The sequence below is a fragment of the Pseudomonas sp. NBB genome, assembly GCF_032701105.1.
In the GTDB taxonomy this organism is placed as follows: Bacteria; Pseudomonadota; Gammaproteobacteria; order Pseudomonadales; family Pseudomonadaceae; genus Aquipseudomonas; species Aquipseudomonas asiatica.
The window spans coordinates 57,169-71,036 of sequence record NZ_CP103994.1; the positions used below are offsets into that span (position 1 = coordinate 57,169).

Below are 13,868 nucleotides of genomic sequence, written 5' to 3' on the forward strand. Positions count from 1 at the left end.
GACATTACGTTTCAAACGGAAGACACTAAATTAGCTCGGTATACAGAATACCTAAGACGCATTTGTTATAAGTTCGCGCAAACGTGTGCATGCTCAGGCATATCGAAAAGCCATTATTGTGCCATGCCGTGTCAAGCGCGCGGTTTTCAGGCCATTCAGCCATTTCATGAAGTTCATTTCACGGGCTTCGTTGCGTGCCGTTGGTCGCTGTCTATACTCCCGGTGAACGTGATTCGTTGATGAGGCCCGACTGCTTTTAGCAGGGGCTCGGTCGTCGAAGCCAGGTAGTCTTGACCACCGTTCCCTCTTGCCGCAGGCCACGCCTCCGGGACTACAAGAACGAGAAGGGGAACCCGCAATGATGCGACATCCACATGTCTGGATGGGCCTCCTGTTGTGGTCGGTTTTTGGTCAGGCCAACGCCGCCTGGACCGTGAACATGCACCCAGGCGCGACGGAAGTCTCCAACGCCGTCTTCGACCTGCACATGACCATCTTCTGGATCTGCGTGATCATCGGCATCGTTGTCTTTGGCGCGATGTTCTGGTCCATGGTCATCCACCGCCGTTCCACCGGCCAGCAGGCTGCGCATTTCCACGAGCACACCTGGGTGGAAATCCTCTGGACCGTGGTCCCCTTCCTGATCCTGGTGGCCATGGCCATCCCGGCCACCAAGACCCTGATCGACATCTACGATGCCAGCGAGTCGGACATCGATATCCAGGTTACCGGCTACCAGTGGAAGTGGCACTACAAATACCTTGGCCAGGACGTGGAGTTCTTCAGTAACCTGGCCACCCCCACTGAGCAGATCCACAACAAGGCACCCAAGGACGAGCACTACCTGCTCGAAGTCGACCAGCCGCTGGTGCTGCCGGTTGGCGCCAAGGTGCGCTTCCTGGTAACCGCTGCCGATGTCATCCACTCCTGGTGGGTGCCGGCCTTCGCGGTCAAGCGTGATGCCATCCCCGGCTTCGTCAACGAAGCCTGGACCCGTATCGAGAAGCCCGGCATCTACCGCGGCCAGTGCACCGAGCTGTGCGGCAAGGACCACGGTTTCATGCCGGTGGTGGTCGAGGTCAAGTCCAAGGCCGACTACGACACCTGGCTGGGCGAGCGCAAGGCTGAAGCTGCCAAGCTCAAGGAGCTGACCAGCAAGGAATGGACCCTGGAAGAACTGGTGGAACGTGGTGACAAGGTCTACCACACCACCTGCGTGGCCTGTCACCAGGCCGAAGGCCAGGGCCTGCCGCCGATGTTCCCTGCGCTCAAGGGCTCGAAGATCGCCACCGGGCCGAAGGAAGCCCACCTGGGCATCGTCTTCCACGGCAAGCCCGGCACTGCCATGGCCGCGTTCGGCAAGCAGCTCTCGGAAGTCGACATCGCCGCCGTGGTCACCTACGAGCGCAACGCCTGGGGCAACAACAAGGGTGACATGGTCACGCCGAAGGACGTGCTGGCGCTGAAGCAGGCAGAAGCGCAATGAACCGGGTTACTCGCGGCAATCAATGGATTGCAGGAGACAGGACATGAGTGCAGTGATCGACGACCACGCCCACGGCCATGACCATGCGCACGGCCCGGCCAAGGGCCTGATGCGCTGGGTGCTGACCACCAACCACAAGGACATCGGCACGATGTACCTGTGGTTCAGCTTCATCATGTTCCTGCTCGGCGGCTCGTTCGCCATGGTGATCCGCGCCGAGCTGTTCCAGCCTGGCCTGCAGATCGTCCAGCCGGAGTTCTTCAACCAGATGACCACCATGCACGGCCTGATCATGGTGTTCGGTGCGGTGATGCCGGCCTTCGTCGGCCTGGCCAACTGGATGATCCCGCTGATGATCGGCGCGCCCGACATGGCTTTGCCGCGGATGAACAACTTCAGCTTCTGGCTGCTGCCGGCAGCTTTCCTGCTGCTGGTCTCGACCCTGTTCAGCCCGGGCGGCGGGCCCAACTTCGGCTGGACCTTCTACGCCCCGCTGTCCACCACCTACGCGCCGGCCAGCGTCACCTTCTTCATCTTTGCCATCCACCTGATGGGCATCAGTTCGATCATGGGCGCGATCAACGTGATCGCCACCATCCTCAACCTGCGCGCCCCGGGCATGACCCTGATGAAGATGCCACTGTTCGTCTGGACCTGGCTGATTACCGCATTCCTGCTGATTGCGGTGATGCCGGTGCTGGCCGGCGTCGTCACCATGATGCTGATGGACATCCACTTTGGTACCAGCTTCTTCAGTGCCGCCGGCGGTGGTGACCCGGTGCTGTTCCAGCACGTGTTCTGGTTCTTCGGCCACCCCGAGGTGTACATCATGATCCTGCCGGCCTTCGGCGCGGTCAGCTCGATCATCCCGGCGTTCTCGCGCAAGCCGCTGTTCGGCTACACCTCGATGGTGTACGCCACCGGCGCCATCGCCTTCCTGTCGTTCATCGTCTGGGCCCACCACATGTTCGTTGTCGGTATTCCGGTGGTCGGCGAGCTGTTCTTCATGTACGCCACCATGCTGATCGCCGTGCCTACCGGGGTGAAGGTGTTCAACTGGGTCAGCACCATGTGGGAAGGCTCGCTGACCTTCGAAACGCCGATGCTGTTCGCCATCGCCTTTGTCATCCTGTTCACCATCGGCGGATTCAGCGGGCTGATGCTTGCCATCGCTCCAGCGGACTTCCAGTACCACGACACCTACTTCGTGGTGGCGCATTTCCATTATGTGCTGGTGCCTGGGGCTATCTTCGGCATCTTCGCCTCGGCCTACTACTGGCTGCCGAAATGGACCGGCCACATGTATGACGAAACCCTCGGCAAGCTGCACTTCTGGCTATCGTTCATCGGCATGAACATGGCCTTCTTCCCTATGCACTTCGTGGGGCTGGCCGGCATGCCACGGCGAATCCCCGACTACAACCTGCAGTTCGCCGACTTCAACATGGTGTCGTCGATCGGCGCGTTCATGTTCGGCGCTACGCAGATCTTCTTCCTGTTCATCGTCATCAAGTGCATCCGCGGCGGCGCGCCGGCACCGGCCAAGCCATGGGATGGCGCCGAGGGCCTGGAGTGGTCGATCCCTTCGCCTGCGCCCTACCACACCTTCCAGACGCCACCGGAAGTGAAATAGGAACCGTGCCATGAACGGCCTTTCGCTGAAACGTCTGGTGTTGCGCCTGTTGATGCTGACGGTGGTGATGTTCGCCTTCGGCTTCGCCCTGGTGCCTATCTATGACGTGATGTGCAAGGCCTTCGGCATCAACGGCAAGACCGGAGGGCAGTACGAAGGCAGCCAGGTCAGCGACCCGACGCGTTCGGTGCGGGTGCAGTTCATGTCGACCAATGCCAGCGACATGGTCTGGGACTTCTACTCCACCGCCGACCAGTTGGAGGTCAACCCGGGTGCGGTGAACCAGATGATCTTCGTCGCCCATAACCCGACCGACCGGCCGATGAGTGCGCAAGCCATCCCCAGCATCACCCCGGCCGAGGCTGCGGCGTACTTCCACAAGACCGAGTGCTTCTGCTTCACCCAGCAGGTGCTGCAGCCCGGCGAACGCATCGAGATGCCGGTGCGCTTCATCGTCGACCGCGACCTGCCGGCCAGCGTGAAGCACCTGACACTGGCCTACACCTTGTTCGACATCACCGCTCGCCACCCGCCGGTCGCGCATGTCGCGGCCCAGGACGTCCAGGGCGCCCGTTAAGGGAAGGAGAACAGCAATGGCAAGTCATGAGCACTACTACGTTCCGGCGCAGAGCAAGTGGCCGATCATCGCCACCATCGGCATGTTCATCACGGTGTTCGGCCTGGGTACCTGGTTCAACGACATGAAGGCCGGCCACCCCGAGTCGCACGGGCCGCTGATCTTCTTCATCGGTGCGTTGTTCCTGGCCTACATGCTGTTCGGCTGGTTCGGTTCGGTGGTGCGGGAGAGCCGCGCGGGGCTGTACAGCCCGCAACTGGACCGCTCGTTCCGCTGGGGCATGAGCTGGTTCATTTTCTCCGAGGTGATGTTTTTCCTGGCCTTCTTCGGTGCGCTGTTCTACGTGCGCGTGCTGGCCGGGCCGTGGCTGGGCGGTGAAGGGGCCAAGGGTGTTGCGCACATGTTGTGGCCGACCTTCGAATTCACCTGGCCGCTGCTGCACACGCCCGACCCAAAACTGTTCCCGCCGCCCAAGGAAGTGATCGACCCGTGGCACCTGCCGCTGATCAACACCATCTTGCTGGTCAGCTCCAGCGTGACCATCACCATCGCCCACCATGCCCTGCGTCGCGGCCACCGTGGCCCGCTGAAATTCTGGATGGCGCTGACCATCGTCCTGGGCGCCAGCTTCATCGCGTTGCAGGCCTACGAGTACCACGAGGCCTATACCAAGCTGGGGCTGACGCTGGGGTCGGGTATCTACGGCGCGACGTTCTTCATGCTCACCGGCTTCCACGGCGCCCACGTGACCTTGGGCACGATCATCCTGATCGTGATGTTCGTGCGCATCTTGCGCGGGCATTTCAACCCGGAGAAACACTTTGGTTTCGAGGCGGCCAGTTGGTACTGGCACTTCGTCGATGTGGTGTGGGTGGGGTTGTTCATCTTTGTCTATGTGTTGTGAATAGAGAACCCTGTGGGAGCGGGCGCGCCCGCGAATGCGTCGGTACATTCAACATCGCATTCGCGGGCATGCCCGCTCCCACAGGGTCAGGTGAAAACTTCAGAAGGGGGCGTGTGAGACCAGCTGACCGCTGATGAAGCCCCAGGCCACCAGGCCGATGGTGAGGGCCGCCAGGGTCACCCGCACGGTCAGTGCCTTCAGCAAACGGGTCGAGTTTTCATCGTCCTTGACCAGAAACACCAGGCCGCTGAACAGGCTGGCAATCGTGGCCAACAGCATCAGGACAATCGCGGCCTTGAGCATGGCGATACTCCGGGGGGATGCGGTGATGTGGATAAGTATAGCGATCGGCCCGACGAGGCTCCGATGAGGCCGTTTCGTCCGGGCTGGGTACCAACCCTGGTGGTGCTTGCGCTGCTGCCGGGGCTGATCGCGCTTGGCTGCTGGCAACTCGGCCGTGCCGAGGAAAAGCGCGTGCTGCTGGCCGCCTATGCCGAGCGGCGGGTCGAAGCGCCAGTGGCCATGGCCCAGCTGACAGCGAACCAGGACAATGCCTTCCGCCGCGTGCATCTCTATGGCCGCTTCGACGCCGAGCACAGCTTGCTTCTGGACAACCGCATGCGTGACGGCCAGGCCGGTGTCGAACTGCTGCAACCCTTCCATGATCAGGCCAGCGGCGTGTGGCTGCTGGTCAACCGCGGCTGGCTGCCCTGGCCGGACCGCCGCGTGCCGGTGCATTTCGATACCCCTGCCCAGGCGTTGGCGCTGGACGCTTCGGTGTATGTCGCGCCTGGTAGCACGTTCCAGCTGCACCCCGACCCTGCAGGCGGCCAGTGGCCGCACCTGCTGACTGCCGTGGATGCCGCGCAGCTATGGCAACAGCTCGATCGCGATGGCTTCGCCCATGAGCTGCGCCTGGAACCCGGCCCGGCGACCTATCGCCTGGACTGGCCAGTCGTTGCCATGGGCTCGGAAAAACACCTGGGTTACGCCGTGCAATGGTTTGCCCTGGCAACCACTTTGGTACTGCTCTACCTCTACTTCGGCTGGCACCACAACAAGGAGAAACGCCATGGCCACCGCCACTCCACTGGAAGTGCCTGAACGCAGCAAACCCAGAGCCCGCGGGCGTTTGCAGCTGCTGCTGATTCTGCTGGTGGTGCTCGGGCCGATGGTTCTGGCCACCAGCATGTACAAGCTCAAGTTCTGGGTGCCGGACGGCCGCAGCTACCACGGCGTGATGATCGGCAACGGTGAGAGCCTTTCCGATCTCGGCGTGGCGGGCCAGGACGAGCGCTGGCAGCTGCTGGTGAGCACACCCACAGCCTGTGCCGAGGATTGCCAACGGCTGGTGTACCTGGCCCGGCAGATCCAGGTCGGCCTGGGCCGTGATGCCAGCCGTGCCAGCCATGCCCTGGCGGCCGCCCAGCCGGCAAGTGCCGATTACCAGGCGTTGCTCGGCCGCGAATACCCACAGTTGCAGCGTTACCCGCTGGATGCGCAACGCTACCTGCAAAAGGTCGGCGAGACCGGCCCGCAGCTGTGGATCGTCGACCCACACGGCAACCTGGTGCTGCGCTACGACGCCAAGGTCAACGGCAAGCATGTGCTGGACGACCTGCGCCACCTGCTCAAGCTGTCCAACATCGGCTAGGAGCCTGCCATGGCCAGACCCGGATTCCGCCTTGCTGTGTTCGCCACCTTGCTGGCACTGCTGGTCGTCCTGCTCGGTGCCTATACCCGCCTGACCCACGCCGGCCTCGGCTGCCCAGACTGGCCGGGTTGCTACGGCTTCATCAGCGTGCCCAAGAGCGAAGCGCAGCTGGCTCATGCCGAGCTGCATTTCCCCGAACATCCGGTGGAAGCCGCCAAGGGCTGGGCCGAGATGGTCCACCGCTACTTCGCCGGCACCCTGGCGATGGTGATCGCCCTGCTCGCCTTGCAGGCGCTGCGCCGGCATGCCCGCGATGGCCAGCCTTACCGCCTGCCCTTGCTGCTGCTGGGCGTGGTGCTGGCCCAGGCAGCCTTCGGCATGTGGACGGTCACCCTCAAGCTGTGGCCACAGGTGGTCACCGCGCATCTACTCGGCGGCTTCACTACCCTGAGTTTGTTGTTCCTGTTGTCCCTGCGTCTGTCCCGGGCCTTTGCGCCTTTGCCAAAGCTGCCATTGAGCCTGCGCCGGATCGCCGCGCTGGCCTTGCTGGTGGTGATCGGCCAGATCGCCCTGGGCGGCTGGGTCAGTGCCAACTACGCGGCCGTCGCCTGCATCGACCTGCCCACCTGCCACGGCCAGTGGTGGCCGGCGGCGGACTTCAGCAACGGGTTCCATCTGACCCAGCACGTCGGGCCCAATTACCTGGGTGGGCAACTGGACAGTGAAGCGCGCACGGCCATCCACATCAGCCACCGCCTGGGTGCACTGCTGGTGACCTGCGTGCTGCTGATGCTCAGCTGGAAGCTGCACCGCTGCGGCCTCCCTGGCCTGGCGCGGCTGGTGCTGCTGGCGCTGGTGATGCAAGTCGGCCTGGGCATCAGCAATGTGCTGCTGCACCTGCCGCTGGCCGTGGCCGTGGCGCACAACGCTGGTGGGGCGCTGTTGCTGTTGAGCATGGTGCTGGTGAACTACCGCATCCGCGTGGTCGACAAGGTTCGCGTGGGTGTCGGCCATGGCTGGCGCCTGCGGCCCGTGGCTGGCGTGGGCATCTCCCACCACATGAGGAATGATTCGTGGCGACGCTTCTGAGCGCACAGAGGGCCAGTTGGCGTGACTACCTGGAGCTGACCAAGCCCAAGGTGGTGGTGCTGATGCTGATCACCTCGCTGGCGGGCATGTTCCTTGCCACCCGTGCGGGTGTCAGCTGGAGCGTGCTGCTGTTCGGCAACTTGGGCATCGGCTTTTGTGCAGGCGGCGCGGCGGTGGTCAATCATGTGGTGGACCGACGTATTGACGCGCTGATGGCGCGTACCCACAAACGGCCGCTTGCCCAGGGCCGGGTCGAGCCGCTGCCGGCGCTGCTGTTCGCCCTGGCGCTGGCGCTACTTGGCATGGCCCTGCTGCTGGTGTTCACCAACGCCCTCACCGCCTGGCTGACACTGGCTTCCCTGCTCGGTTATGCGGTGCTCTACACCGGTTTTCTCAAGCGCGCTACGCCACAGAATATCGTCATCGGCGGCTTGGCTGGCGCCGCCCCGCCGTTGCTGGGCTGGGTGGCGGTCAGTGGGCATGTCAGCGCCGAGCCCCTGCTGCTGGTGCTGATCATCTTCGCCTGGACACCACCCCACTTCTGGGCTCTGGCGATCCACCGCAAGGAGGAATACGCCAAGGCCGATATCCCGATGCTGCCGGTGACCCACGGCGAGCGCTACACCAAGCTGCATATCCTGCTGTACACCCTGGTATTGCTGGCGGTGAGCCTGCTGCCGTACGCCATCCACATGAGCGGCCCGCTGTACCTGGCCTGTGCCCTTGTACTGGGCCTGCGCTTCCTGCAATGGGCATGGGTGTTGTACCGTGGCAGCCGGCCGCACGCAGCGATCGGCACCTTCAAGTACTCTATCGGCTACCTGTTCGCGCTGTTCATCGCGTTGCTCCTCGACCACTACCTGTTGCTGAACCTATGACCCGAACCCAGAAAACCGTCTTCATCCTCGTTGCCCTGGTCGCGTTGATCCTGGGCCTGACCGTCAACAAGGTGCTCAATGGCCGCGACCAGCCCAACCCCACCGAGCTGATCGATGCCGGCATCATCCTGCTGCCGCAGAGCCGTACCGTGGCCGACGTGACCATGACCAACCAGGACGGCCAGCCGGTGCAACTGGATGACCTGAAGGGCAAATGGTCGTTGCTGTTCTTCGGCTACACCTACTGCCCGGACATCTGCCCGACCACCCTGGCCCAGCTGCGCCAGGTGAAGAGCGAGCTGCCCAAGGAGGCCGTCGACCGGCTGCAGGTGGTGCTGGTGAGCGTTGACCCGAACCGCGACACGCCGAACCAGCTGAAGCAGTACCTGGGTTATTTCGACAAGGATTTCGTCGGGGTGGCGGGGTCGATCGAGGATACCCAGAAGCTGGCCAATGCCTTGAGCATTCCGTTCATTCCGGCCGATACCAGCAAGCCGGGGTATACCGTGGATCACAGCGGCAACCTGGCGGTTGTGGGGCCGGATGGGCGTCAGCGCGGGTTCATTCGGGCGCCGTTCAACAACCAGAAGCTGGTGGCGCAGTTGCCCGGGCTCGTGAAGCGGGATTGAGTTAGCCCCAAAAGCTTCGCGGGTAAACCCGCTCCCACAGGTACAGCGTAGGCCGTGAGCCTTTCGCTATCCCTGTGGGAGCGGGTTTACCCGCGAAGAGTCCAGCGCGATGTGACGGCTTAGAACGCCGGAACCACAGCGCCTTTGTACTTCTCGTTGATGAACTGCTTCACCTCAGGCGAGTGCAGCGCAGCAGCCAGCTTTTTCATGGCGTCCGAGTCCTTGTTGTCCGGGCGGGCAACCAGGATGTTCACGTAAGGCGAGTCGCTGCCTTCGATGACCAGGGCGTCTTTTTCCGGGTTCAGCTTTGCTTCCAGCGCGTAGTTGGTGTTGATCAGGGCAGCATCGACCTGGGTCAGCACGCGCGGGATGGTGGCCGCTTCCAGCTCACGGAACTTCAGGCTTTTCGGGTTCTCGGCAACATCCTTCACGGTGGACAGGATGTTCTTGTTGTCCTTCAGCTTGATCACACCGGCCTTGTCCAGCAGCAGCAGCGCGCGGCCGCCGTTGGTGGCGTCGTTGGGGATGACCACGGTGGCGCCGGAGGACAGCTCGTCCAGCTTCTTGATCTTGGTCGAGTACACGCCCAGCGGCTCGATGTGCACGCCGGCAACGCTCACCAAGTTGGTACCCTTGGCCTTGTTGAACTCATCCAGGTACGGCTGGTGCTGGAAGAAGTTGGCGTCCAGGCGCTTTTCCGCCACCTGCACGTTCGGCTGGATGTAGTCGGTGAATTCCTTGACCTTCAGCTCCACGCCCTCTTTCGCCAGAACAGGTTTGACGAAGTTGAGGATCTCGGCGTGCGGAACCGGGGTAGCGGCAACGGTCAGGGACTCGGCGTGGGCCGAGAAGGCCGCGACAGCGGCGACAACAGCAAGCAGCTTCTTCATTGATCACTCCTTGTGAGGGCCGCGACGGCCCCCGAACGGGTCGGCCGGGCCGACCCCATTGGGGTTACTTACGGGAAAAATGCACGACCAGTTTGTCGCCCACGCTCTGCAGGACTTGAACCAGTACCAGCAACAGCACCACTGTGACGACCATCACGTCGGTCTGGAAACGCTGGTAGCCGAAGCGGATGGCCAGGTCGCCCAGGCCGCCGGCACCGACCACACCAGCCATGGCGGTGTACGAAACCAGGGTGATGGCGGTCACGGTAATGGCGGCGAAGATGCCCGGGCGAGCCTCCGGCAGCAGTGCGCTGGTGATGATCTGGCGGGTAGTGGCGCCCATCGACTGGGTGGCTTCGATGATGCCGCGGTCCACTTCACGCAGGGCGGTTTCCACAAGGCGCGCGAAGAACGGCGTGGCACCCACCACCAGCGGCGGAATGGCGCCGGCGACGCCCAGGGAAGTGCCTGTGATCAGCACTGTGATCGGGATCATAACGATCAGCAGGATGATGAACGGCAGCGAGCGCAGGATGTTGACGATCAGCGACAGCAGCGCATACACACCCTTCTGCTCGAACATCTGCTTTGGCCCGCAGAGGAACAGCAGCACGCCCAGCGGCAGGCCGAGCAGCACGGTGAAGAACAGCGAGCCGAACAGCATGATCATGGTGTCGACGCTGGCCAGCCAGATTTCGGCCCAGTCGACGTTGGCAAAGAAATTCAGGGCGTCCATCAACGCAGTACCTCCATATGTACGTCAGCTGCCTTGAAGCGGGCGAACGCCGCTTCCATGTCACCGCCGATCAGGGCGAGGGTGAGCTGGCCATAGGGGACATCCTTGATGCGGTCGATACGCCCGGCGAGGATGCTGTAGTCCACGCCGGTTTCGCGGGCCACGGTGCCCAGCAGCGGCGCGTAGGTGGCGTCGCCCTGGAAGGTCAGGCGCACGATACGGCCCGGCACGTGGGCGAAGTCGTCACGCTGCTCGCCTTCGTCAACCTGCTCGTCTTCCTGGACGAAGCGCTTGGTGGTGGGGTGCTGCGGGTGCAGGAACACCTCGGCCACCGAGCCCTGCTCGACGATCTGGCCGGCGTCCATCACTGCCACGCGGTCGCAGACCCGGCGGATCACGTCCATTTCGTGCGTGATCAGCACAATGGTCAGCTTCAGCTCACGGTTGATTTCGGCCAGCAATTGCAGGACCGAGGCGGTGGTTTGCGGGTCGAGGGCGCTGGTGGCCTCGTCGCACAGCAGGATCTTCGGGTTGGTGGACAGGGCGCGGGCGATGCCGACGCGCTGCTTCTGGCCACCGGACAGCTGCGCCGGGTACTTTCTGGCGTGGTCGGAAAGGCCGACGCGGGCCAGCAGCTCGGTCACGCGCTTGTCAATTTCGCTGCGCGACAGCTCGCCGGCCAGGGTCAGTGGCAAGGCGACGTTGTCGGCGACAGTCTTGGAGGCCAGCAGGTTGAAGTGCTGGAAAATCATCCCGACCTGCTGACGGAAACCGCGCAGCTGGCTCGCGTTGAACGCGGTAACGTCTTCGCCGTCGACGATGATCTTGCCGCCGGAAGGCTCTTCCAGGCGGTTGATCAGGCGCAGCATGGTGCTCTTGCCGGCGCCGGAATGGCCGATCAGGCCGAACACCTGGCCATCTTCGATGGTCAGGCTGGTCGGATTCAGTGCGGGGATTTCCCTACCGGCGACGCGGTAGGTCTTGTGTACCTGTTGGAACTCGATCACGTAGCGAACCTTGTGGGGCGCATGGAATTTGGGTCAGCGGTTAGCTGGGGTCGCGCATTTTAGCCTTTTCCCATAGCTGTTCTTAGCATTTATTTCGTAATGCACCAATCCTTCGGGCATATCGCGACAACCGGTAATCCTGATTGAACGCTCGGCAAAGCCTTCCGGTCACTACTTGCACACAGCCCGAAACGGGTATGCCTTAAGACTGACGAGGAGAGCCGATCATGCCCAGCAAGAACACGGACGCGCCAAAGCACAGCGAGGCCGCTGGCACCCAGACCCCGGACCGGGCCAATACCAACGCCAAGTTGCAGAGCCTGGAGGCTGACCGAAGCGATGCCACAGGCAGTGCGTTGCGTACCAACCAGGGGGTGCGCATCGCTGACAACCAGAACACGCTCAAGGCGGGTGATCGAGGCCCCTCGTTGCTCGAAGATTTCATCATGCGAGAGAAGATCACGCACTTTGACCACGAGCGCATTCCTGAGCGCATCGTGCATGCGCGAGGAACAGGGGCGCATGGCTATTTCCAGAGCTATGGCAACCACGCCGAGCTGACCAAAGCCGGCTTCCTGCAGGACCCGGAGAAAGTCACGCCCGTCTTCGTGCGATTTTCCACGGTACAAGGCCCGCGCGGCTCAGCCGACACCGTGCGTGACGTGAGGGGCTTTGCTGTGAAGTTCTACACCGACGAGGGCAACTTCGACCTGGTGGGCAACAACATGCCGGTGTTCTTCATCCAGGATGCGATCAAATTCCCGGATTTCGTCCACGCCGTAAAGCCGGAGCCGCACAACGAGATCCCGACCGGCGCTTCGGCCCATGACACCTTTTGGGATTTCGTCTCGCTGGTACCGGAGTCGGCCCATATGGTCATGTGGGCTATGTCGGACCGCGCTATCCCGCGCAGCTTGCGGATGATGGAAGGGTTCGGGGTGCATACGTTCCGCCTGATCAACGCCCAGGGCGTAGCCAGTTTCGTCAAATTCCACTGGAAACCGCGCCAGGGTGTGCACTCCTTGCTATGGGACGAAGCGCAGAAGCTGGCAGGCAAGGATGCTGATTTCCAGCGTCGCGACCTGTGGGAGGCTATCGAGACGGGTGATTACCCTGAATGGGAACTGGGTGTGCAGATCGTGCCGGAAGCCGACGAGCACAAATTCGATTTCGACCTGCTGGACCCGACCAAGATAATCCCGGAAGAACTGGTGCCGGTTACACCTTTGGGCAAGATGGTCCTGAATCGCAACCCGGACAACTTCTTTGCCGAAGTGGAGCAGGTGGCGTTCTGCCCGGCTCATATCGTGCCTGGCATCGACTTTACCAACGACCCTTTGTTGCAGGGACGGCTGTTCTCCTACACCGACACGCAGCTTAGCCGCCTCGGCGGGCCCAACTTCCACCAGATCCCGATCAACCGCCCCGTCGCTCCTAACCACAACAACCAGCGTGACGCCTTGCATCAGCATCTGGTGCACAAGGGTCGCGCATCCTACGAGCCCAATTCCATCGACGGTGGCTGGCCGAAGGAAACGCCACCAGCGGCGCAGGATGGCGGCTTCGAGAGCTACCAGGAGCGTATCGATGCGCACAAGATCCGCCAGCGCAGCGATTCGTTCAGCGACCATTTCTCGCAGGCGCGGTTGTTCTTCCAGAGCATGAGCCCGACCGAGCAGCAGCACATCATCAAGGCTTACAGCTTTGAGCTGGGCAAGGTGGAGCGGGAGACGATCCGTGCTCGGGAAGTGAATGAGATTCTCGCCAATATCGACCTGAAGCTGGCGGCTGCGGTTGCTGCCAACCTCGGTTTGCCTGCACCGAGCGCAGGCACTGTGCAAGTGAAGGGAAGCCAGCTTGCGCAGTCGCCTGCCCTGAGCCAGATGAACCACCCGGGCTCGGTTGGCATCAAGGGGCGCAAGATTGCCGTGCTGGTGGCAGATGGCGTAGACGCTGCCAGCGTGGACAAGCTGGTCAAGGCTCTGGAGGCGCACAGTGCCCGGCCGATGCTGCTTGGGCCGACCTCGGCACCGGTGATGGCCGCGGACGGTAAGCAACTGCCGGTGGATGCCTCCATGGAAGGGATGCCCTCGATCATGTTTGACGGGATTGTTGTGCCAGCGGGCAAGGCCTCGACCGATGCGCTGGCAGGCAGTGGTTTGGCCAAGCACTTCCTGCTGGAGGGCTACAAACACCTGAAGGCGATGGTGGTGACCAAAGAGCTTTTGGGCAGCTTGGGGCTGAAAGAAGACAAGGGGTTGCTGCTGGGGGACGAGCAAAAGACCGTGGATGCCTTCGTCAAAGCGGTAGAGGGGCATCGGGTGTGGGAGCGGGAGGCGGCTGCGGAGGCTGTGCCTGCCTAAGGGGCTGCTTTGCACCCCATCG

General features: G+C 62.5%; 14 protein-coding genes. 10 read left to right on the forward strand and 4 right to left on the reverse strand.

The window, feature by feature from the left end:
• Positions 1–358: 358 nt before the first annotated feature.
• From coxB to NY023_RS00300, 4 genes are read left to right on the forward strand one after another with little or no spacing between them, the layout of a single operon-like run.
• Positions 359–1,486, forward strand: coding sequence for a cytochrome c oxidase subunit II (coxB, locus tag NY023_RS00285; RefSeq protein WP_015268462.1), 1,128 nt, complete (start codon positions 359–361; stop codon positions 1,484–1,486).
• Between the two features lie 43 nt (positions 1,487–1,529).
• Positions 1,530–3,119, forward strand: coding sequence for a cytochrome c oxidase subunit I (gene ctaD / locus NY023_RS00290; RefSeq protein WP_013970300.1), 1,590 nt, complete (start codon positions 1,530–1,532; stop codon positions 3,117–3,119).
• A gap of 10 nt (positions 3,120–3,129) precedes the next feature.
• A complete protein-coding gene (locus tag NY023_RS00295) occupies positions 3,130–3,696 on the forward strand; it encodes a cytochrome c oxidase assembly protein (protein ID WP_013970301.1) in 567 nt (188 codons plus the stop codon).
• Between the two features lie 16 nt (positions 3,697–3,712).
• The gene (locus tag NY023_RS00300) at positions 3,713–4,600 is read left to right on the forward strand and encodes a cytochrome c oxidase subunit 3 (RefSeq protein ID WP_003258926.1); all 888 of its coding nucleotides are present in this window, start codon (positions 3,713–3,715) and stop codon (positions 4,598–4,600) included.
• A gap of 99 nt (positions 4,601–4,699) precedes the next feature.
• Here the strand turns inward: NY023_RS00300 and NY023_RS00305 are convergent, their stop codons facing one another.
• On the reverse strand, positions 4,700–4,903 hold the full coding sequence (locus tag NY023_RS00305; RefSeq protein WP_003258925.1) for a twin transmembrane helix small protein: 204 nt from the start codon (positions 4,901–4,903) through the stop codon (positions 4,700–4,702).
• 63 nt (positions 4,904–4,966) lie between these two features.
• Between NY023_RS00305 and NY023_RS00310 the strand changes: the two genes are divergently transcribed.
• The 5 genes from NY023_RS00310 to NY023_RS00330 are packed head-to-tail and all read left to right on the forward strand — an operon-like array spanning position 4,967 to position 8,850.
• The gene (locus tag NY023_RS00310; RefSeq protein WP_024087951.1) at positions 4,967–5,704 is read left to right on the forward strand and encodes an SURF1 family protein; all 738 of its coding nucleotides are present in this window, start codon (positions 4,967–4,969) and stop codon (positions 5,702–5,704) included.
• Positions 5,673–6,254: a hypothetical protein gene (locus NY023_RS00315; protein ID WP_023660931.1), complete on the forward strand. Its 582-nt coding sequence runs from the start codon at positions 5,673–5,675 to the stop codon at positions 6,252–6,254. Before NY023_RS00310 ends, NY023_RS00315 begins: the two co-directional genes overlap by 32 nt.
• Before the next feature lie 9 nt (positions 6,255–6,263).
• Complete coding sequence (locus NY023_RS00320) at positions 6,264–7,343, forward strand: COX15/CtaA family protein (protein ID WP_044046863.1); 1,080 nt, start codon at positions 6,264–6,266, stop codon at positions 7,341–7,343.
• On the forward strand, positions 7,328–8,221 hold the full coding sequence (gene cyoE, locus NY023_RS00325) for a heme o synthase (protein ID WP_013970304.1): 894 nt from the start codon (positions 7,328–7,330) through the stop codon (positions 8,219–8,221). The genes NY023_RS00320 and cyoE overlap by 16 nt, the downstream gene beginning before the upstream one ends.
• Positions 8,218–8,850 (forward strand): SCO family protein, encoded by a 633-nt coding sequence (locus NY023_RS00330; RefSeq protein ID WP_013970305.1) that lies wholly within the window; start codon positions 8,218–8,220, stop codon positions 8,848–8,850. Before cyoE ends, NY023_RS00330 begins: the two co-directional genes overlap by 4 nt.
• A gap of 119 nt (positions 8,851–8,969) precedes the next feature.
• Here NY023_RS00330 and NY023_RS00335 read toward each other — a convergent pair whose 3' ends face one another.
• The 3 genes from NY023_RS00335 to NY023_RS00345 form a co-directional block, all read right to left on the reverse strand.
• On the reverse strand, positions 8,970–9,740 hold the full coding sequence (locus tag NY023_RS00335) for a MetQ/NlpA family ABC transporter substrate-binding protein (protein ID WP_013970306.1): 771 nt from the start codon (positions 9,738–9,740) through the stop codon (positions 8,970–8,972).
• A 64-nt stretch (positions 9,741–9,804) separates the two neighbouring features.
• Positions 9,805–10,476: a methionine ABC transporter permease gene (locus tag NY023_RS00340; RefSeq protein ID WP_013970307.1), complete on the reverse strand. Its 672-nt coding sequence runs from the start codon at positions 10,474–10,476 to the stop codon at positions 9,805–9,807.
• Positions 10,476–11,483: a methionine ABC transporter ATP-binding protein gene (locus NY023_RS00345; protein ID WP_003256960.1), complete on the reverse strand. Its 1,008-nt coding sequence runs from the start codon at positions 11,481–11,483 to the stop codon at positions 10,476–10,478. Before NY023_RS00345 ends, NY023_RS00340 begins: the two co-directional genes overlap by 1 nt.
• Positions 11,484–11,710: 227 nt before the next feature.
• On the opposite strand from NY023_RS00345, the gene katE reads away from it, so the two are divergent.
• Entirely contained in the window at positions 11,711–13,846 is a 2,136-nt protein-coding gene (katE, locus tag NY023_RS00350) for a catalase HPII (protein ID WP_013970308.1), read from the forward strand.
• Positions 13,847–13,868: the final 22 nt, after the last annotated feature.